Annotated in this window: 16 protein-coding genes and 1 pseudogene; 13 read left to right on the forward strand and 4 right to left on the reverse strand. The window is 38.5% G+C overall.

Translation table 11 applies throughout. From position 1 onward, the window contains the following. Positions 1–5: 5 nt before the first annotated feature. On the reverse strand, positions 6–1,199 hold the full coding sequence (gene mntE / locus NML69_RS07405) for a CDF family manganese efflux transporter MntE (protein WP_254726072.1): 1,194 nt from the start codon (positions 1,197–1,199) through the stop codon (positions 6–8). A gap of 156 nt (positions 1,200–1,355) precedes the next feature. Between mntE and NML69_RS07410 the strand changes: the two genes are divergently transcribed. The 4 genes from NML69_RS07410 (at position 1,356) to NML69_RS07425 (ending at position 7,885) form a co-directional block, all read left to right on the forward strand. After that, positions 1,356–2,966, forward strand: a complete 1,611-nt coding sequence (locus NML69_RS07410) for a hypothetical protein (protein WP_254726074.1) — start codon at positions 1,356–1,358, stop codon at positions 2,964–2,966. A 1-nt stretch (position 2,967) separates the two neighbouring features. Further along, the gene (locus NML69_RS07415; protein WP_049500641.1) at positions 2,968–3,999 is read left to right on the forward strand and encodes an acyltransferase family protein; all 1,032 of its coding nucleotides are present in this window, start codon (positions 2,968–2,970) and stop codon (positions 3,997–3,999) included. Then, the gene (locus tag NML69_RS07420; protein WP_254726075.1) at positions 3,992–4,978 is read left to right on the forward strand and encodes a glycosyltransferase family 2 protein; all 987 of its coding nucleotides are present in this window, start codon (positions 3,992–3,994) and stop codon (positions 4,976–4,978) included. The genes NML69_RS07415 and NML69_RS07420 overlap by 8 nt, the downstream gene beginning before the upstream one ends. A 210-nt stretch (positions 4,979–5,188) precedes the next feature. Further along, on the forward strand, positions 5,189–7,885 hold the full coding sequence (locus NML69_RS07425) for a cation-translocating P-type ATPase (protein ID WP_254726077.1): 2,697 nt from the start codon (positions 5,189–5,191) through the stop codon (positions 7,883–7,885). On the opposite strand, the gene NML69_RS07430 is transcribed toward NML69_RS07425, so the two are convergent. Then, a complete protein-coding gene (locus NML69_RS07430) occupies positions 7,814–8,074 on the reverse strand; it encodes a DUF4368 domain-containing protein (protein ID WP_239665721.1) in 261 nt (86 codons plus the stop codon). The two genes, NML69_RS07425 and NML69_RS07430, sit on opposite strands and share 72 nt — an antisense overlap. Positions 8,075–8,558: 484 nt before the next feature. Here NML69_RS07430 and NML69_RS07435 point away from each other — a divergent pair, with 484 nt between their 5' ends. The 5 genes from NML69_RS07435 (at position 8,559) to yaaA (ending at position 14,326) form a co-directional block, all read left to right on the forward strand. Continuing rightward, positions 8,559–11,081 carry an AAA family ATPase gene (locus tag NML69_RS07435; RefSeq protein WP_254726079.1) on the forward strand — a complete coding sequence of 841 codons (2,523 nt, stop codon included), beginning with the start codon at positions 8,559–8,561 and terminating at the stop codon, positions 11,079–11,081. A gap of 201 nt (positions 11,082–11,282) precedes the next feature. Next, the gene (locus tag NML69_RS07440) at positions 11,283–11,693 is read left to right on the forward strand and encodes a peptide deformylase (RefSeq protein WP_049489492.1); all 411 of its coding nucleotides are present in this window, start codon (positions 11,283–11,285) and stop codon (positions 11,691–11,693) included. 11 nt (positions 11,694–11,704) lie between these two features. Further along, complete coding sequence (locus NML69_RS07445) at positions 11,705–13,300, forward strand: hypothetical protein (RefSeq protein WP_254726081.1); 1,596 nt, start codon at positions 11,705–11,707, stop codon at positions 13,298–13,300. 86 nt (positions 13,301–13,386) lie between these two features. After that, a complete protein-coding gene (locus NML69_RS07450; protein ID WP_254726083.1) occupies positions 13,387–13,500 on the forward strand; it encodes a DUF3953 domain-containing protein in 114 nt (37 codons plus the stop codon). A 97-nt stretch (positions 13,501–13,597) separates the two neighbouring features. Next, complete coding sequence (yaaA, locus tag NML69_RS07455) at positions 13,598–14,326, forward strand: peroxide stress protein YaaA (protein ID WP_254726085.1); 729 nt, start codon at positions 13,598–13,600, stop codon at positions 14,324–14,326. 31 nt (positions 14,327–14,357) lie between these two features. Here the strand turns inward: yaaA and NML69_RS07460 are convergent. Both NML69_RS07460 and NML69_RS07465 read right to left on the reverse strand, forming a co-directional pair. Continuing rightward, a pseudogene (locus NML69_RS07460) lies at positions 14,358–14,905 on the reverse strand (NADPH-dependent FMN reductase). A gap of 91 nt (positions 14,906–14,996) precedes the next feature. Then, positions 14,997–15,443: a MarR family winged helix-turn-helix transcriptional regulator gene (locus tag NML69_RS07465; RefSeq protein WP_025172773.1), complete on the reverse strand. Its 447-nt coding sequence runs from the start codon at positions 15,441–15,443 to the stop codon at positions 14,997–14,999. Between the two features lie 118 nt (positions 15,444–15,561). Between NML69_RS07465 and NML69_RS07470 the strand changes: the two genes are divergently transcribed. From NML69_RS07470 to asnS, 4 genes are read left to right on the forward strand one after another with little or no spacing between them, the layout of a single operon-like run. Next, the gene (locus tag NML69_RS07470) at positions 15,562–16,038 is read left to right on the forward strand and encodes a DUF5590 domain-containing protein (protein ID WP_070800033.1); all 477 of its coding nucleotides are present in this window, start codon (positions 15,562–15,564) and stop codon (positions 16,036–16,038) included. Positions 16,039–16,047: 9 nt separating this feature from the next. Continuing rightward, on the forward strand, positions 16,048–17,229 hold the full coding sequence (locus NML69_RS07475) for a pyridoxal phosphate-dependent aminotransferase (RefSeq protein ID WP_254726087.1): 1,182 nt from the start codon (positions 16,048–16,050) through the stop codon (positions 17,227–17,229). Next, positions 17,229–17,600, forward strand: a complete 372-nt coding sequence (locus NML69_RS07480) for a VOC family protein (RefSeq protein ID WP_007516973.1) — start codon at positions 17,229–17,231, stop codon at positions 17,598–17,600. The genes NML69_RS07475 and NML69_RS07480 overlap by 1 nt, the downstream gene beginning before the upstream one ends. Positions 17,601–17,610: 10 nt before the next feature. Next, positions 17,611–18,957 (forward strand): asparagine--tRNA ligase, encoded by a 1,347-nt coding sequence (gene asnS, locus NML69_RS07485; protein WP_180382792.1) that lies wholly within the window; start codon positions 17,611–17,613, stop codon positions 18,955–18,957. Positions 18,958–19,065: the final 108 nt, after the last annotated feature.

Consider the following 19,065-nt stretch of genomic DNA (forward strand, 5'->3'; position numbering starts at 1 on the left):
TAGGGTCACTGTTTGTCTTCTTTTTTAGTTTCCTGATGAAAGATATTTTGCCAAGTCTCATGGCGACGCCAGATACTAGTGTGGACGATGCCATCTAGCTCATAGCAAATGAGCTTGGTTTTCTGACTAATGGAGGTAATCTGAATGTCCTTAATCGCAGCACTAAGTTCTTTTTCAGACTTATAAGCCTCTTTATCCATCTGCTCTCCATCTTGACGGATATAGAGAAAGTCCTCAGCAAGGAGTTCTTCTAGCTGATTTCCTTGGTCAATCAATTGCTCACGCATGAGCAGTTTTTTGTAGACATTGTCTAAAATCTCGTCCTCAGGTATGGGAGCTGGCTCGATATGGACATCGGTATCAAAGACTCCAAAACGCTCTTCCAGCATGGACTCGACCTGGTCCGCAATTTCGTGACTCTCATAGACTGATAGATCAGGATTCATCTCCAGGGTGATATCAAGGTAGATATTGCTACCGTAGGTCCGCCCTCTTTGGGACTTGACCTTACTAATCTTTGGAATTTCCATAATGGCCTTTTGGTAGTCTTCTAGCAAACGGTCGTCAAAACCATCTGAAAGACTGAAGGAAGACTCGATAAAGATATCATAGGCTGTTTTTAAGATAAAGAAGGTGATGATGATAGCGACCAATTTATCCACGATAGGGTAATTGAAACTGCTGGCTAGGATAGCAATGGAGGTTCCAAGTGAGGTGACAGCATCGGAAAGATTGTCCTTAGCAGCTGCCTTGAGAGCCTTGGATTTGGATTTCTTACTGAGGCGTGTGTTATAGAGATAAACAGCAAACATGACCGCTGCTGAAATGATTCCTAGAGTTGCACCCAAAGGATCAATAGGTGTTTGTTCCCGACTGAGAATTTTCTGAATGGTGTCCCGAAGCACATCAAAACCAACATAGAACATGATGATGGAAGTAATCAAGCTAGCCAAATCTTCAATCTTCCAGTGACCAAAGCGATGGTCACGGTCTGCAGGTTGGCGAGCCATCCGAATCCCAATCAAGAGAGCAACATTTCCGATAATATCGGATACGTTGTTAAAACCATCCGCCACCAAACTGGAGGAATGCAGGAGGTGGCCAGTTGCCAATTTTGCTGCAGACAAGAGGAGGTAGGTTGAAATACTGATAATGGCTCCACGTTCTGCCAATTTGAGATTTGACATGGATTGGTTCATCGGGCTTCCTTTCTAGGCATATAGTATTCTACCATTATACTGGTTTTCAAAGGAAAATTCAAACGAAATAGGCTTACAAGATTGGAGGTAAGCTAGTTTTTTATAAGGAAATGTGGTAGAATTGAAGGGTAATATTTATTCGAAAGAGAGCTTGTAATGATAAATAAAAATATGGTCAGTAGGCTACTTAGCTTAAGTTTTTTATTTTTGCCATTTTTATTTTTTTATCTCTATATATCGATGAGAGGTTTTGAATATCCTGTAGTAGATGATATCATGGTGAATCAAACTATATTATCTGGGGATAATATGCTATTACCCTATGTAGGAATTTTATTATCTACAGGGTTGGTCTTTCTTCAAAAAATTTTTACTGATTGGAATATTTTTTTTATCTTTTTAGTTAGTATTTATTGTATTAGTTTTGGTGTCTATGCTATCTTTTTTTATAAGAAAAAACTGTATCTTTTGCTTCCAATTGTGTTTTTAGCCCAATTGATACTTATTAAATATTTTTCTTTTTCCGTTATCGCATATTTATCAGCTACAGCAGCAACTTTTTTACTATTTGACAAAAGGTACATTTCAGGACTATCACTATTGTTCATTGGTTTATCCATTCGACCTCAAATTATATCAAGCTTTATTTTACTGTTATTCCCTTTTCTGCTCTTTGAGTGGATATCTTCTAAAAAAAGAAAAGAAGTTGTTTTATTATTTAGCGTCATTTTACTGATTTTTGCTTCCAATAAACTATATACACTAGGGAAAGCTGACGTACAGGAGTATTTGACATGGAATGCCCTAAGTACGAATTTGAGAGATTATCCTGCTATTGATTATCAAAGACATGCGAATGAATTTGAAGCTTTGGGAGTAAGTGAGAATGATTTGAATGTCTCCACCTACTGGTTATTTGCTGAAAAAAAAGCCTTAAGCAATACTCTTTTAACAAACATTCAATCTGTTCGCTCCCTTTCAGAGAAATACTCGTTTAATCTGCCTCAGATGATATCAGATTTTTTTAAGAATAGTATACTGACAACCTTCTCTTTAGTACTGATTAGTTGGTTCTTGATTTTTAAGCCTAAGAAGCTATACGGATGGTTTGTGCCGATTTCCCCATTACTTTTAATTGGAGCTCTCTTTGTTAGACAGAGGGTAGTAGAGCGCGTATATATCCCTCTAATAGTATGTTTCTTAGTAGTATTTATTTTCTATGCTCGATCATTTTATGAAAAAAGACGTTTATTTGATAAGAGGAAGGTGTTCCTTAGCTTACAAATAATGGGAATACTAGGAGGAGCAGTATGGATAAATCAGCTTGGACAAAAACTGTATTGGTTTCCCTATATTCAATCGTCAGTAGTCTCAGAGTACCAAAATCTTGTACAGAGGAATTCGGATAAACTTATTGTTTTTGGTGGATATGGCACTTTGGTTTCTTCACAGCCTACATTGTCAACTTTTAAATTAAGATCCAATCAGTTAGTGACAAATACAACTACATTAGGAAATTGGCAAACTTTTTCTCCTCATTATTATGAACAAATGAAACGATACGGAGTTGAAGAACCTGAAAATCTGTTGTCTTCTGCAATCAACAATCAGAATATTCTCTTCTTTTGGTCCACTTCCTCAGGGAATATGGATAGTGTTAAAAAAATTATGAAAGAACATTATCAGAAGGATGTTTACTTTGAGGAAGTTGAATCTGTCACTTCAGATATGAGCGTTTATCGTTTAAAATTAGGAACAGGAGGATAGTATGAAGAACCGAATTGGTTACATAGATATGTCTAAAGGTTTAGCAATTATATTAGTTATCATTGGACATAGTAGCTTCGTTCCAAATAATGCAAAGTTGCTTCTCTATTCATTCCACATACCGTTGTTCTTTTTCTTATCTGGTTTTACTTTGAATGTTAGAAAATACGAAACCTTCTCAGGCTATTGTTTAAATAAGGTAAAGAGTTTAGTTATTCCTTTTTTCTTGCTAAATAGTTTTGTTTTTCTGTTTCAACTTTTTGTTATGTACCCTGATCAGGTTCTGAGTTTTGATATTCTTCATTTTATAAAACAGTTACTGATTTCAGATCGTTTGCATATTTATTTTCAATTATGGTTTTTGAATGTGATGTTTTTGGCTCATGTTTTCAGTTACTTTATTTTAAAGAGAAGATGGAATTTGAGCCAGTGGGTGATAATAATCTTATCTCTCTTGGTTTTGGTCTATCTCGGACAGAAGGTATATGAGAGGGAGTATTATTTAATTTGGAATATTGATTTAGTTCCTGTTGCTCTGATTTTCATCTTGCTGGGAGTATGGACTAAGAATAATTTACATCAATTAGAAAAGTATTTTTCAATTTACCTTTTACCGATTGGACTTATTCTTACCAATTATAGCAGTAAACTAAACTATCGAGTGAGTGGCTATCAAATTGTTGATTTGTATTATCAGCAAATTGGGAATCATTTCTTATTTTACTTGGCAGCTATTTCAGGAATTTGGAGTGTTCTTATATTTTTTAAAACAATTCCAGAGAGTTCCATTTTGAAATCAATCGGCCAAAAAACGTTGATTTATTATGGAGTACATTCGCCGATAGTTCTGGTGTTAGTAGAAAAATTAGTTAAAGAATTGTCTACGAAATATACTGGAATTTTTGTTAATCAATATATAACGACAGTTTTTGTAGTTATATTAACAATTTTGGGCTGTGAATTGATAGTCAGGATGTTTAGAGGAACCAACTTTCCTTTTGGGATAAAAAGATTAGGAGAAAGAGATGAGTAGACACAAGCCAATTTTATATATAGTTGTTCCATGTTACAACGAAGAGCAAGTCTTACCACATACTAATCCAATGTTTGTTGAAAAAATTGAACAATTAGTAAAGAAAGAAGAAATCCATCCCCATAGCAAAATTATGTATGTAAATGATGGTAGTAAGGATCGGACTTGGGAACTGATAGAAAGTTATGCTAAATCCATCCCTTATGTAGTTGGTGTGTCACAAAGTCGTAACAGGGGGCATCAAAGTAGTGTCCTTGCAGGTATGTATGAGGCCATTCAGTTTGCTGATATTGTCATTACCATTGATGCTGATGGACAAGATGACATTAATTGCATGGACAAGATGGTTTCGGAGTATAAAAGTGGCTCTGAAATTGTCTACGGTGTACGTGATAACCGTGATACGGACTCTGCTTTTAAACGAATTACAGCCGAAGGTTTTTATAAAGTGCTACGCCTATTTGGAGCAGAAGTCGTTTTTAATCATGCCGACTATCGATTGGTTTCTAAAAGATTCTTGAAGGAATTAGAAAAATTCACTGAAGTCAATCTTTTTCTTCGTGGTTTAATGCCTTTAGTTGGCTTTAAATATTCTTACGTTTCGTATAAGCGACATGAACGAATTGCTGGTGAGAGCCATTACCCACTGTCTAAAATGCTTGGTTTGGCTATGGATGGTATTACAAGTTTATCAATCAAACCGATTCGGTTGATTACAAGTCTTGGTGTTTTGACGTCACTCTTTAGTTTTCTATTGATTATTTGGGTTATATGGAGTAAGTTTGCTGGTACAGTCGTGGCTGGCTGGGCGAGCACCTATGCAATAGTCAGCTTACTTGGTGGAGTCCAATTGATTAGTTTGGGTGTAATTGGTGAGTATGTTGGAAAAATTTATCTGGAAACAAAACGTCGTCCTAGATATATTATCAGTGAACGTACTTTTGATTCAGAAAGTGTTTCATCGGATTTTAACCATTGAAAAATTTTCAAATTTTGATATAATAGTACTACTCAAGGGAGTAGCTGGCAGAAACCTGTGATAGTGTCGTCATTCCGAATTGTATACTGAAAAGTATGTTTTCCGGCACTATCTTAAACAGCGAGACTTGTTATGATTAACAGGTCTCTTTTTGTTTGTCATAAAACTAAAAGAGAACTTGTTTTGCACACAATGTCAAGGAGGAGACAGATGTCAAAAGAACAAAAACGCCAAGCGTTTTATACTCAAAGTCCTGAAGAGGTCTTGAAGTCAGTAGAAGCAACTGAGCAAGGCCTTTCGTCAAGCGAAGCGCAGAAACGCCTTGCTGAATATGGACGCAATGAACTCGAAGAGGGTGAGAAAAAATCTCTCTTGGTTAAATTCATCGAACAGTTTAAGGATTTGATGATTATTATTTTGGTGGCTGCAGCCATCTTGTCTGTCATAACTTCTGGTGGGGAAGATATCGCAGATGCCATCATTATTCTAGCCGTTGTTATCATCAACGCGGCCTTCGGTGTTTACCAAGAAGGAAAAGCGGAAGAAGCCATCGAAGCTCTCAAGTCTATGTCTAGTCCAGCTGCTCGCGTTATCCGTGATGGGCACATGGCTGAGATTGACTCAAAAGAATTGGTACCAGGTGATATCGTTGCCCTTGAAGCAGGTGATGTTGTACCAGCAGACCTACGTTTGCTAGAAGCTAACTCTCTTAAAATCGAAGAAGCAGCCCTAACAGGTGAGTCTGTTCCAGTCGAAAAAGACTTGACAGTTGAACTTGCTGCAGATGCTGGTATCGGTGACCGTGTCAATATGGCTTTCCAAAACTCAAACGTGACTTATGGTCGTGGTCTTGGTGTTGTTGTCAATACAGGTATGTATACGGAAGTTGGTCATATCGCTGGCATGCTCCAAGATGCGGATGAGACCGATACACCACTCAAACAAAACTTGAACAACCTTTCTAAGGTCTTGACCTATGCTATTTTGGTCATTGCCCTTGTTACTTTTGTAGTTGGCGTCTTCATTCAAGGAAAAGATCCGCTTGGTGAGTTGATGACCTCTGTTGCGCTTGCTGTTGCAGCTATCCCAGAAGGCCTTCCTGCTATCGTTACCATCGTACTTGCCCTTGGTACTCAAGTTTTGGCAAAACGAAACTCTATCGTTCGTAAGTTGCCAGCAGTTGAAACGCTTGGTTCAACTGAGATCATCGCTTCTGATAAGACTGGTACGCTTACCATGAACAAGATGACAGTCGAAAAAGTTTTCTATGACGCAGTCCTACATGACTCTGCTGATGACATTGAACTTGGCTTGGACATGCCACTACTTCGTTCGGTTGTTTTGGCTAATGATACTAAGATTGATGCTGAAGGAAACTTGATCGGGGATCCAACGGAAACAGCCTTCATCCAGTATGCCTTGGACAAGGGCTACGATGTTAAAGGGTTCTTAGAGAAATATCCTCGTGTAGCTGAATTGCCGTTTGACTCAGATCGTAAACTCATGTCAACGGTTCATCCATTGCCAGATGGTAAATTCCTCGTGGCAGTCAAAGGGGCTCCAGATCAACTTTTGAAACGTTGTGTTGCTCGTGATAAAGCAGGAGATGTTGCTCCGATTGATGAGAAAGTCACTGAATTAATCCATACAAACAACTCGGAAATGGCTCACCAAGCCTTGCGTGTCCTTGCAGGTGCTTATAAGATTATCGATAGTATTCCAGAAAATCTTACTTCTGAAGAGCTTGAAAACAACTTGATCTTTACTGGTTTGATTGGGATGATTGACCCTGAGCGTGCCGAAGCGGCAGAAGCTGTTCGTGTCGCTAAGGAAGCAGGAATCCGTCCAATCATGATCACTGGTGACCACCAAGATACAGCAGAAGCTATTGCTAAACGTTTGGGAATTATCGACGAAAATGACTCAGAAGGTCACGTTTTAACTGGTGCTGAGCTCAACGAACTGTCTGATGAAGACTTTGAAAAAGTAGTTAGTCAGTATTCTGTTTATGCCCGTGTGTCTCCAGAGCACAAGGTTCGTATCGTCAAGGCTTGGCAAAAACAAGGTAAAGTCGTTGCCATGACAGGTGACGGTGTCAATGATGCGCCAGCTCTGAAAACAGCAGATATCGGTATCGGTATGGGAATCACTGGTACAGAGGTTTCTAAGGGTGCATCTGACATGATTCTTGCGGATGATAACTTCGCGACCATTATCGTCGCAGTTGAAGAAGGACGTAAGGTCTTCTCTAACATTCAAAAGACTATTCAGTATCTACTTTCTGCCAATACTGCTGAAGTTTTAACCATCTTCCTATCAACCTTGTTTGGTTGGGACGTCTTGCAGCCAGTTCATCTCTTGTGGATCAACTTGGTAACCGATACCTTCCCAGCTATCGCTCTTGGTGTTGAGCCAGCTGAGCCTGGTGTCATGACTCACAAACCACGTGGACGTAAGTCAAGCTTCTTCTCAGGTGGGGTCTTGAGTTCTATCATCTATCAAGGTGTACTCCAAGGGGCACTGGTCTTGACCGTTTATGGTCTTGCTCTTGCTTATCCGGTCCATGTAGGAGATAATCAAGCCATTCACGCGGATGCCCTCACCATGGCCTTTGCAACACTTGGTTTGATCCAGCTCTTCCATGCTTACAACGTCAAGTCTGTTTACCAATCCATCTTGACAGTCGGACCATTCAAGTCTAAGACCTTCAACTGGTCTATCTTGGTATCCTTCATCCTCTTGATGGCAACAATCGTTGTAGAACCGCTTGAAGGTATCTTCCACGTAACCAAACTAGACTTGTCACAATGGGCTATTGTTCTAGCTGGAAGCTTCTCAATGATACTTATCGTCGAAATCGTCAAGTTTGTTCAACGTAAACTTGGTCTTGATAAGAATGCGATTTAAAAAGAAAGTCATCTTCGGATGGCTTTTTTTGTTGTTTAGTTTCTTGATGGAACTGTAGTAAATATCAATTTGAATAATTCGGTTGCGTTTCGTACCAGATTGTTTATGCATTATAATCTTGTCAATCATCTTAATTACCATTTCAACGATTAATTCTGGAACTTGTGTATACTTCGAAATTATCGCCATAAACTTGTGGATGTTCAAATTATCTTCTTGTTGTTCGGCAAGTTTTTCAGTTAAATCAAAAATGAAGGTTTGAAGCTGTTTTATTCTTCTCCGTAAGTCTGGCTTGGTTTTATAAAAAGTGCGTCAGTTTAGACCTTCTAATTAATCAAAAATGCCAATCAAAATGTGATAAAATTACACACAGAGTCATGTGAAAAATAGTTTTTAAAAAGTGATTTTTTGGTATTTTTGGAGTTTTTTTGTCAACACGACTCGAAAATCGACGATATCTATTTTGCCCTAAGCCCATACAATAATCTTAGTTAAGACGGGAGACGGTATATTGAAAAACAGTTTTGACAACATTATTTGATGAAATTGACCTTAAAGTTTCGTTGACAGGTTTTAAAGGGCTATACTTACATTGAATTATTGCTAATAATATGTTATAATATAGGTGGTAGCTTTAAGTTATTTCTAAATAAAAAGAGGAGTATGAGTACATATGAAAAACAACGCTATTGATTACTTAATAGATCTAGCTGAAAAAGGTGATTGTAATGCTTGGTTATCCTATATTATAAAATTCTTTATTGAAAACAAAGGAATTATTGATGATAATGTAAAGAATGATTTAGCGGATTATTTACTTCAAAGAAAAAAAATACCAAATATTGTATCTCCATCTAATAATTTTAGTACAAAAAACGAAAAAATAATTTTAACAAAATTAGAACATCTCTCAGGTGTAAATGCTCTTTCGGAAGAACAAAGCATTACTTTCTCTCCAGCAATGAACATCATTTATGGCCTTAACGGTACTGGAAAGAGTAGTTACTTTAGAATACTAAATAATATGACGGGACAAATGAATTCTAAAAATATTTTGCAGAATATTTTTAGTGACTCTCCAAAGAATATTGATGTGAATATTGAATATAGTATAGATGATACCCAAAAATCAAGCGCTTGGTCAAATACTTCGACTATTTCAGATTTACGTTCAATTAGAGTTTTTGATACAGAATATACTAATAAATATTTACAGAAAAGAAACGCAGACGAACTACTAATTAAACCCTATGCACTTTCATATTTTTCTGAGATAAGTGAGTTAATAGTTAAAATAAAAGAATTATCAGAAGAAAAGATCAAATCGGATGAAGAGGCATTGCCAGATATTAATCTTGATAAGGTTACAGAGAACTTCAGAGAATTTTTAAAAAAAGATAGATTTGAAGAAGTAGATATTAAGAAAATAAAAAGTTTTGAAAGTTTTTCTTCAGAAGAGAGAAGTCAACTCGAAAATGTTAAAAAATCTATAGAAAATCTTCAAAAAGCAAATTCAGCTGATGCTATTAAGATTAATAAAATAAAACTTGATAAACTCCAAAAAATAAAGTCAGAATTTAAGAGCTTAATGATACTCCTTGAGAAAGAGAAAAAAAGTGTAGATAATCTAGTTGTAAGAAGGGAGAAGCTAAGACAGGAACACTCAACTGCTAGACAACAGTATGAACTTTTTAGCGAGATACCTGGTACTGATAGTGATATTTGGATTAATTTTATTAAATCAGGAATAATCTACTGCGAAGAATTTGAACTGGAAGATACATGTCCGTATTGTCATCGCTCTTATGATAAAAAATCGTTAGAAATAACGAAAGCATACTCAAAATTTATAAAAGATACCACCCAAACTCAATTAGATGAAAATACAGCAAGTATAAAGGAAAAAATTATAGAACTACAAACTATTTCTGTGGTGGATATACAGAGTGAAGAAATTCAACTTTCCCTTGATCAAAAGTCTGAACTTATAACTTTAAATGAGCAGATAATTAAAAATAAGGAATCACTCTTAAGTAAATTGAGAGAGCAGGAACCTATAGAAGCACCTAAAATACAAGAAGAGTTATTAAATAATCTATCCAAAGAAATAGATGATACTAATCAATTGCATATTGAATTAAATTCAGAACAGTCTCGGAGAATAGAATCTTTAAAGAAATACAATCACCAATTAATGATTCTTGAAGAAAAAGAATCGCTGAACTCTCAATTCACTAAACTTAGTAAGTTTGCTGATATAACAAATAGATTATTTCAAGAAAGAAAATTAATATCTGAGATAAATACTTCAAAATTAAGTAATTTAAGTAAAAAAGCGCATGCCGACCTACTTACAGGTGATTTGCTGAAATCTTTTGAGCACAATTTGAAATCACTTGGTTTAAATAATCTGTCTATTAAATTACAAGGTTCTAATAGTAGAGGAAAACAACAAACAGAGTTAATTTTAAATAATAATAAAAATATTGAAGACATCTTGAGTGAGGGTGAGCAAAAAGCCACTGCTCTAGCTTTATTTATTTCTGAAATCACTCTTTCAAAAAATCGAAGTACGATTATTTTTGATGACCCTGTCAATAGTTTAGATCATAGGATTATGAATAAATTTTCCGAACTATTACTGTCATTAGAAAATCAAATTATTATATTTACCCATAATAAAATGTTTCTCGACAGTTTCATGACAAGTAAACTCGGTCATATGTGTAAAAATATAAACGGAGGATGTAATAAAGATAAAGGTAAGCATGTTTATCTTTATGAAACTGTGAGTGAAGGCAAAGTTCGAAAAGGTATCATAAAATTAAAACAAACTGAAAACTTAAATACTTATATCTCTGATATTAAACACTCATTAACAGAAAGTCCATTGTCAGATAATAGCAAACAACTTATTTGCGGTAAACTAAGAAGAGCAGTTGAATTTGCCATTGATGAAATAATTTTGAATAATCAAGTCCCCACTAAATATAGTAATAAAAAAAGCCGAATCAACTGGGATGAATTAAAGAAAATTGAAAACAATTCGGAGATTATTGACATATTACATGCTATTCATGGGCGTTGCTCTGGTGGAGCCTTACATAATGGAACCGAGAATGAAGAGAACCCAATTGATAAAGATGAATTAATAACGATGTTACAAGATATCGAGGACATAAAGAATAGTCATTGATAAATTAGTATACTTTATAAGTGTTTAAAAGGATATATAAAATAGAAAGAGGAGAGTACAATCATTTACTATCCTCTTTATTTTATTAACTACTATATATTAGACCACTCTTCGGATGGCTTTTTTTGCATTTGAGGAGAATAGTTAGGAGTTATCCGCTTTTGTGCTATAATAAAGTAAAATAGCAAGGAGTGAAAGAGAATGGAAAAGAAAATTGTCCGAGATGTCTTATTCTTGTCGCAGGTCTCGAAAGCTGCAAGTCAGGAAGACCTTTATCTGGCTAAGGATTTGAAGGATACCCTGCTGGCTAATCGCGAGACCTGTGTCGGTCTGGCAGCCAATATGATTGGTGTGCAGAAGCGTGTCATTATCTTTAATCTTGGCTTGGTTCCCATAGTCATGTTTAATCCCGTTCTCCTTTCCTATAAAGGACCTTACGAGACAGAGGAAGGTTGTTTGTCTTTGACTGGGGTGCGACCAACAACTCGTTATGAAACGATTACGGTTTCCTATCGTGATAGTAAGTGGCAGGAACAGACCATTATGTTAACAGGTTTTCCGGCTCAGATCTGCCAACATGAACTGGATCATTTGGAAGGACGGATTATTTAGGAGGAACGCAGATGAAACGCATACTTTTTGAACTTGTTTTTATCGCAACGACTTGGTATATATTTTTACCACCCTTCAATCTGACTAGTTGGGAATTCATCTTCTTTCTCTGTGGGCATCTGGTGGTGATGGGGATTTTGTTTAGTTTCCGCAAGGATACCAATCTCCTCAAAACTGTTCATGTACGTCATGGCAAGGTTGCCAAAGATCTCAATCTAGAAGGATTTCATTTTAATAAATTAGGTGGAGGATTGTTGCTGGCTGCAGGACTCATTTTTGCCCTTGCTGGTCTTGTAAGCCTAGTAACCTCTAGCTTTTTCCAAGCAAAAAATTATGCTAATGTGGTGTCTATCACAGAAAAAGATTTTAAAGATTTTCCTAAGAGTGATACCAGTAAGGTTCCAATTCTAGATCGGAGCACTGCAGAGAAGATTGGAGACCGTTATCTAGGCTCTCTGACGGATAAGGTCTCCCAGTACGTAGCAGCAGATACTTATACCCAGCTGACGGTTGATGGCAAACCTTATCGAGTGACTCCTTTGGAGTATGCCGACCCGATCAAATGGTTTAATAATCAGTCCAAGGGAATTGGTGAGTATATCAAGGTTGATATGGTGACAGGAAATGCAGAATTGGTGGATTTAAAAACGCCAATGAAGTATTCAGACTCTGAGTATTTTAACCGAGACGTCAAACGTCATCTTCGGATCAAGTACCCAACCAAGATTTTTAAAACGCCCTCCTTTGAGGTGGATGATGAAGGCAATCCCTTCTATGTAGCAACCGTTTATCAAAAACAGTTTGGTCTAGGAGTCCCGCGTCCTTCATCTGTTATTATCTTAGATGCCACCAATGGAGAAACCAAGGAATACAGCTTGGATGAAGTCCCAGAATGGGTGGATCGTGTCTATCCAGCTGAAGAAACCATCGAGCAAATCAACTACAACGGCAAGTATAAAGACGGCTTCTGGAATGCCTTGATTTCTAAGAAAAACGTTACCCAAACGACCGAGGGCTATAACTATCTTTCTATCGGAAATGACATCTATCTCTACACGGGGGTCACTTCAGCAAATGCTGACGAAAGTAATCTAGGATTTATCCTTGAAAATATGCGCACTGGTGAAATCACCAAGTACAATCTAGCTTCAGCAACCGAAGAATCAGCCCGTGCTTCTGCAGAAGGAGCCGTTCAGGAGAAGGCCTACAAGGCTACCTTCCCTATTCTTGTCAATCTCAATGACAAGCCTCTTTATATCATGGGCTTGAAAGACAACGCAGGCTTGGTCAAGGAGTATGCATTGGTCGATGCCGTGGAGTACCAAAACGTCATCGTAGCAACTACGGTAGATGAACTCCTCAGCAAGTATGCCAATAAAAATGACCTCGAGTTGGATAATGAAACGGTAGAAAACATCAAGGGTATCGTCTCAGACCTTAAATCAGCTGTCATCAAGGGTGATACCGTCTATTTCTTTAAAGTTGATGGCAAGATTTATAAGGTCAAGGCTTCCGTATCAGACGACCTTCCTTACCTCGAAAATGGTCAATCCTTTGAAGGTCAAGTTGGAAAAGATAATTACCTCAAGACCTTTAAAGTACAATAATACTCTTCGAAAATCAAATTCAAACTACGTCAGCTTCGCCTTGCCGTACTCAAGTACAGCCTGCGGCTAGCTTCCTAGTTTGCTCTTTGATTTTCATTGAGTATAAAAATAGGTTTTCTCAGTTCAAGGAGAAAAAAGATAAATTCTTATCTATCTTAACAAGCTTAGCTGGCACAGCCCTTGTTCTCGTGGCTATCTGATTAGGATGAACAAAATAAACAGAGAAACCTCGGTATGAACCGAGGTTTTTAAGATGAAATTCTTGGTCGTGGTTGAAAAATATGCTACACTAACAATATGAAAATTTTAATCCCAACAGCAAAAGAAATGAACACAGACCATCCTTGTATCGAAGCGCTCCCCTTGAGGGAAGAAAGTCAGGCAGTCCTTGACTCACTTGCGCATTACTCAGCTAGTGAATTAGAGACTTTTTATAAGGTATCTGCCGAGAAAGCAGAAGAAGAATACGCTCATATTCAAGCTCTAAAAAATCACAGGGCTAAATATTATCCAGCCTTGAAACTCTTCGATGGTCTCATGTATCGCCACATCAAACGAGATGGGTTAACCGAGGCTGAACAAACCTATCTTGAAAATCATGTCCTGATTACCTCGGCTTTATACGGTGTTGTCCCTGCCTTGTCGCCCATGGCTCCTCACCGTTTGGACTTCTTGATGAAGTTAAAAGTTGCTGGTAAGACTTTAAAGAGTCATTGGAAGTCAGCCTACGATGAGGCCCTACAAGATGAAAACTTGATATTCTCACTCTTATCATCAGAGTTTGAAACCGTATTTTCGAAGGAAATCAGAGAAAAGATGGTGACCTTCAAATTTATGGAGGAAAAGGCAGGTCAGCTGAAAATCCACTCAACCATTTCAAAAAAAGCCCGTGGGGCCTTTTTGACTGCCTTGATAGAGGGGCAAGTCCAAACAGTCGAACAAGCTCGTAAGCTTAGCTTCGCCGGTTTTGACTACCAACCTGATTTATCCAGTGATTTAGAATTCGTCTTTGTGAAACAAGCATAAAACCAGCTCATTAGAGCTGGTTTTTGTTTGATTAGTTGATGGCTGCAAGAAGGTCGTCCGCTTGTTTTGCAAGTGATGAAGCAGTTGCTTCTTCTAACACCAATTTTCCATCTGCCCAAGCAGAGTCATTGACACGAGCGGCTGTAAAGTCACCAACGACTTGTGTGCGGATAAATGGCAAGAGGTCTTTGTAAATCGCAAAAAGTTGATCGTGACCTGCATTGGCTACAGATGAGACAGTAACAAACTTGTCTTGGAGGGCAGAAGCACCACGTGTATCAGACAAATCAATGGCGCGAGAGAGCCAGTCAAGCAAGTTTTTCACTGTTCCAGGGATAGAGAAGTTGTAGACTGGAGAGAAGATCCAGATAGCATCCGCAGCAAGAACTTCTTCACGAGCAGCAGCTACAGCTGGATGAGTTGGAACTTCCAAATCTTGGCTGAAGAGAGGAACAGCTGAGTAATCAAGATAGCTAACTTCTGCTTTTCCAGCAAGTGCTTTTTCAGCTTCGAGGGCCATTGGTGGTTGAAAGAACCTTGGCGTAGTGAACCGACGATAAATAATACTTTTTTAGACATGATGTGTCTCCTTTAGTTTAAAATTCAAAGAGCGAACTCTTTTGTTACCATCTATGTTACAGCAAATGATACTAATTAGCAATAATTTTGCTCACAAATTTTTAAATTTTTTTAAAATGCGGATTAACTCTTCCTTTTCGCCATCTTCCAAGATGCTGAGTGCTTCTACGATAGAATCGATATGATCAGGAAGAACCTCTTCGATTTTTCTGCGTCCTGCAGGTGTTAATTTCAGGAAAAAGGATCGACGATCTTTTGGGTCACAAGTTCTAGAAATCCACCCATCTCGAACCATATTTCGAATGACAACAGTCATGTTTCCAGAAGTGGCTAGCATTTTTTCAATCAAGTCCTGAATGCGTAGTTCCCCCTTGCTATAGAGGGTTTCCAGAACAGAAAATTGAGTAGGTGTTAGCCCGTGTTCTTTGGCAGCCTTGGCTTCATATGGTTTAAAAGTTCGTATGGCTTTATTGAGGACAATAGCTGTTTTTAAGTCTAGTTGATTATCGGAAATTTTCTCTTTCAAATATTGTTTCATAAGGTTATTTTATCAATAATGAGAGAGAAAAACAAGAACTTACATTTTATAGGAAAAGAATCTTAGAATGTTCCCGTCTTCACTTGTAATAAAGAAGGAGAGATGGTAAAATAGACGAGTGAAACTAAGACAGAAAAAAGCAAAAAACAAGCTACTTTTACAGTATGGAATCGGCATTGCTCTGGTAGTACTAGTCATGACGACTTCCTTCCTTTATCTGATATCACTCAGCATGAAACCCTATCAAGATGCTAGAGTTGAGGGAGAAAAACTAGCCAAGCAGTATGCAGAATTGGAAAAGGCAGATCAGGTTGATTTCTACAATGGTCTAGAGGGTTATTACAGTGTTCTGGGACATAATAAAAAGCAAGAGGCCATTGCCGTACTGATTGAAAAGAATGACCACAAGATTTATGTTTATCAGCTTGATAAGGGGATTTCTCAAGACAAGGCGGCGACGATTTCGAGGGAAAAAGGAGCTAGCGACATTGACAAGATTACTTTTGGTCGCTATCAGGACAAGCCGATTTGGGAAGTCAAGTCAGGAAATCAGTACTATCTGGTCGACTTTGAAACAGGAGCAGTGATCCAATAAGGAGGGCATATGAAACTATCCAAACGTGTACTAGAAATGGAAGAAAGCGTCACTCTAGCCAGTGATGCAAGAGCCAAAGCATTAAAAGCTCAAGGAAAGGATGTTCTTTTCTTAACTTTGGGACAGCCTGATTTTCATACTCCTGAAAACATTCAGGATGCAGCGATAGAAGCGATTCGAGATGGACGAGCTTCCTTTTATACAGTTGCTTCAGGCCTACCAGAGTTAAAAGCAGCGGTCAATACCTATTTTGAGCGTTATTATGGTTATTCCGTAGCGGCCAACGAAGTCACTTTTGCGACTGGTGCCAAGTTCTCTCTCTACACCTTCTTTATGGCTGTGGTCAATCCAGGTGATGAGGTCATCATTCCTACACCTTACTGGGTCAGCTATGGAGACCAGGTCAAGATGGCAGAAGGTGTGCCGGTTTTTGTCCAGGCCAAGGAAGACAATCACTTTAAAGTAACAGTAGAGCAGCTAGAAGCAGCCCGAACAGATAAGACCAAGGTCTTGGTTCTCAATTCACCATCGAATCCGACCGGTATGATCTACTCTCGAGAGGAACTTTTGACTATCGGAAATTGGGCTGTTGAACATGATGTCCTTATCCTAGCAGATGATATTTATGGTCGTTTGGTTTATAACGGGAATGAGTTTGTTCCAATCTCTAATTTGTCAGAAACCATTCGCAAGCAAACCATCGTGATTAACGGTGTATCTAAGGCCTATGCCATGACTGGTTGGCGGGTAGGTTATGCTGTGGGAAATCCTGAGATTATCGCTGCCATGAGCAAACTAACAGGACAAACAACCTCTAACCTGACTGCCGTATCGCAATATGCTACCATTGAAGCCCTAACTGGGCCACAAGACTCTGTTGAAACCATGCGCCAAGCATTTGAGGAACGTTTGAATACCATTTATCCTCTCTTGTGCCAAGTCCCAGGATTTGAAGTTGTCAAGCCTCAAGGAGCCTTCTATCTCTTCCCAAATGTTAAGAAAGCGATGGAGATGAAGGGTTATACAGATGTGACAGAGTTTACAACAGCTATTCTCGAAGAAGTCGGACTGGCCTTGATTACAGGAGCTGGGTTTGGAGCACCAGAAAATGTTCGTCTCAGTTATGCCACAGACTTGGATACATTAAAAGAAGCTATTCGCCGTTTGCATCAGTTTATGGAGGAATTATAATGATAGATCATTTTACCCTTAAGGTAAAGAATTTAGAAGTTTCTAAAGCTTTCTATCAAGCTACTTTAGCTGCTTTAAATTATCACCTTCAATTTGATACGGGGCAGGTCGTTAGTTTCACAGAACCGCGAGATGTGGATCCAGGTGGTGATTTTTGGCTAAATGTTGGCCAACAAGAGCCGATGCATTTTGCCTTTAGTGCTCAAACTTGTCAAGAAGTAGATGCTTTCTATCATGCAGCTTTGGCTGCTGGAGGAAAGGATAATGGTGCACCTGGCGAACGTAAAAATTACCATGTGGGATACTATGCTGCGTTTATTATTGACCCAGATGGAAATAACATAGAGGCAGTTTGCCATAAAGAAGAATAGAAAAGGAAAAATAATGACAAAACGTGTAACAATCATCGAAGTAAAAGACTACGTTGGTCAAGAAGTGACCATCGGAGCCTGGGTTGCCAACAAATCTGGAAAAGGGAAAATTGCCTTCTTGCAATTGCGTGATGGAACGGCCTTCTTCCAAGGTGTAGCCTTTAAACCAAACTTTGTAGAAAAATTTGGTGAAGAAGTGGGACTTGAGAAGTTTGATGTCATCAAACGCTTGAGCCAAGAAACTTCTGTTTATGTGACAGGAATTGTCAAAGAAGACGAACGTTCTAAGTTTGGCTATGAGTTGGATATTACAGACATCGAAGTGATTGGTGAATCTCAAGACTACCCAATCACACCAAAAGAACACGGAACAGACTTCTTGATGGACAACCGTCACTTGTGGCTCCGCTCTCGTAAGCAAGTAGCGGTTATGCAAATCCGTAACGCGATTATCTATGCGACTTATGAGTTTTTCGACAAGAATGGATTCATGAAGTTTGATAGCCCAATCCTTTCAGGAAATGCAGCAGAAGATTCAACAGAACTTTTTGAAACAGACTACTTTGGAACGCCAGCCTACTTGAGCCAATCAGGTCAGCTTTATCTTGAAGCGGGTGCTATGGCTCTTGGCCGTGTCTTTGACTTTGGTCCAGTATTCCGTGCTGAAAAATCAAAAACGCGCCGTCACTTGACTGAGTTCTGGATGATGGACGCTGAATACTCATACTTGACACACGATGAGTCACTTGACTTGCAAGAAGCGTATGTAAAAGCCCTTCTTCAAGGTGTTCTAGATCGTGCGCCTCAAGCCTTGGAAACCTTGGAACGTGATACAGAGCTCTTGAAACGCTACATTGCAGAGCCATTCAAACGAATCACTTACGATCAAGCCATTGACCTCTTGCAAGAGCATGAAAACGATGAAGATGCTGACTACGAACACCTTGAGCATGGTGATGACTTTGGTTCACCACATGAAACTTGGATCTCAAACCACTTTGGTGTGCCAACATTTGTCATGAACTACCCAGCAGCTATCAAGGCCTTCTACATGAAACCAGTTCCTGGAAATCCAGAGCGCGTGCTTTGTGCAGATTTGCTTGCTCCAGAAGGCTATGGAGAAATCATTGGTGGTTCTATGCGTGAGGAAGACTACGATGCCCTTGTAGCTAAGATGGATGAACTTGGTATGGATCGTACAGAGTATGAATTCTACCTTGACCTTCGTAAATACGGTACAGTTCCACATGGTGGATTTGGTATCGGTATTGAACGTATGGTCACTTTCGCAGCAGGTACAAAACACATCCGTGAAGCTATTCCATTCCCACGTATGTTGCACCGTATCAAACCATAAAACAAATCAAAACGCCCTAGGGGCGTTTTTTCAAAGTAGAAGAAGGAAGAGGTGGAGATCTTGTAAAGCACAGCTTAACAAGTGACAAACACAAAGATACAAATACAC

It is taken from the genome of Streptococcus sp. CF8-6, assembly GCF_024295845.1.
Taxonomy (GTDB): Bacteria; Bacillota; Bacilli; order Lactobacillales; family Streptococcaceae; genus Streptococcus; species Streptococcus oralis_BO.

What these genes read in the sequence shown, in the direction of transcription:
- mntE (WP_254726072.1), bottom strand. Translation starts at nt 1,199, where the DNA reads ATGAACCAATCCATGTCAAATCTCAAATTGGCAGAACGTGGAGCCATT.
- NML69_RS07410 (WP_254726074.1), top strand. Translation starts at nt 1,356, where the DNA reads ATGATAAATAAAAATATGGTCAGTAGGCTACTTAGCTTAAGTTTTTTA.
- NML69_RS07415 (WP_049500641.1), top strand. Translation starts at nt 2,968, where the DNA reads ATGAAGAACCGAATTGGTTACATAGATATGTCTAAAGGTTTAGCAATT.
- NML69_RS07420 (WP_254726075.1), top strand. Translation starts at nt 3,992, where the DNA reads ATGAGTAGACACAAGCCAATTTTATATATAGTTGTTCCATGTTACAAC.
- NML69_RS07425 (WP_254726077.1), top strand. Translation starts at nt 5,189, where the DNA reads ATGTCAAAAGAACAAAAACGCCAAGCGTTTTATACTCAAAGTCCTGAA.
- NML69_RS07430 (WP_239665721.1), bottom strand. Translation starts at nt 8,074, where the DNA reads ATGGCGATAATTTCGAAGTATACACAAGTTCCAGAATTAATCGTTGAA.
- NML69_RS07435 (WP_254726079.1), top strand. Translation starts at nt 8,559, where the DNA reads ATGAAAAACAACGCTATTGATTACTTAATAGATCTAGCTGAAAAAGGT.
- NML69_RS07440 (WP_049489492.1), top strand. Translation starts at nt 11,283, where the DNA reads ATGGAAAAGAAAATTGTCCGAGATGTCTTATTCTTGTCGCAGGTCTCG.
- NML69_RS07445 (WP_254726081.1), top strand. Translation starts at nt 11,705, where the DNA reads ATGAAACGCATACTTTTTGAACTTGTTTTTATCGCAACGACTTGGTAT.
- yaaA (WP_254726085.1), top strand. Translation starts at nt 13,598, where the DNA reads ATGAAAATTTTAATCCCAACAGCAAAAGAAATGAACACAGACCATCCT.
- NML69_RS07465 (WP_025172773.1), bottom strand. Translation starts at nt 15,443, where the DNA reads ATGAAACAATATTTGAAAGAGAAAATTTCCGATAATCAACTAGACTTA.
- NML69_RS07475 (WP_254726087.1), top strand. Translation starts at nt 16,048, where the DNA reads ATGAAACTATCCAAACGTGTACTAGAAATGGAAGAAAGCGTCACTCTA.
- NML69_RS07480 (WP_007516973.1), top strand. Translation starts at nt 17,229, where the DNA reads ATGATAGATCATTTTACCCTTAAGGTAAAGAATTTAGAAGTTTCTAAA.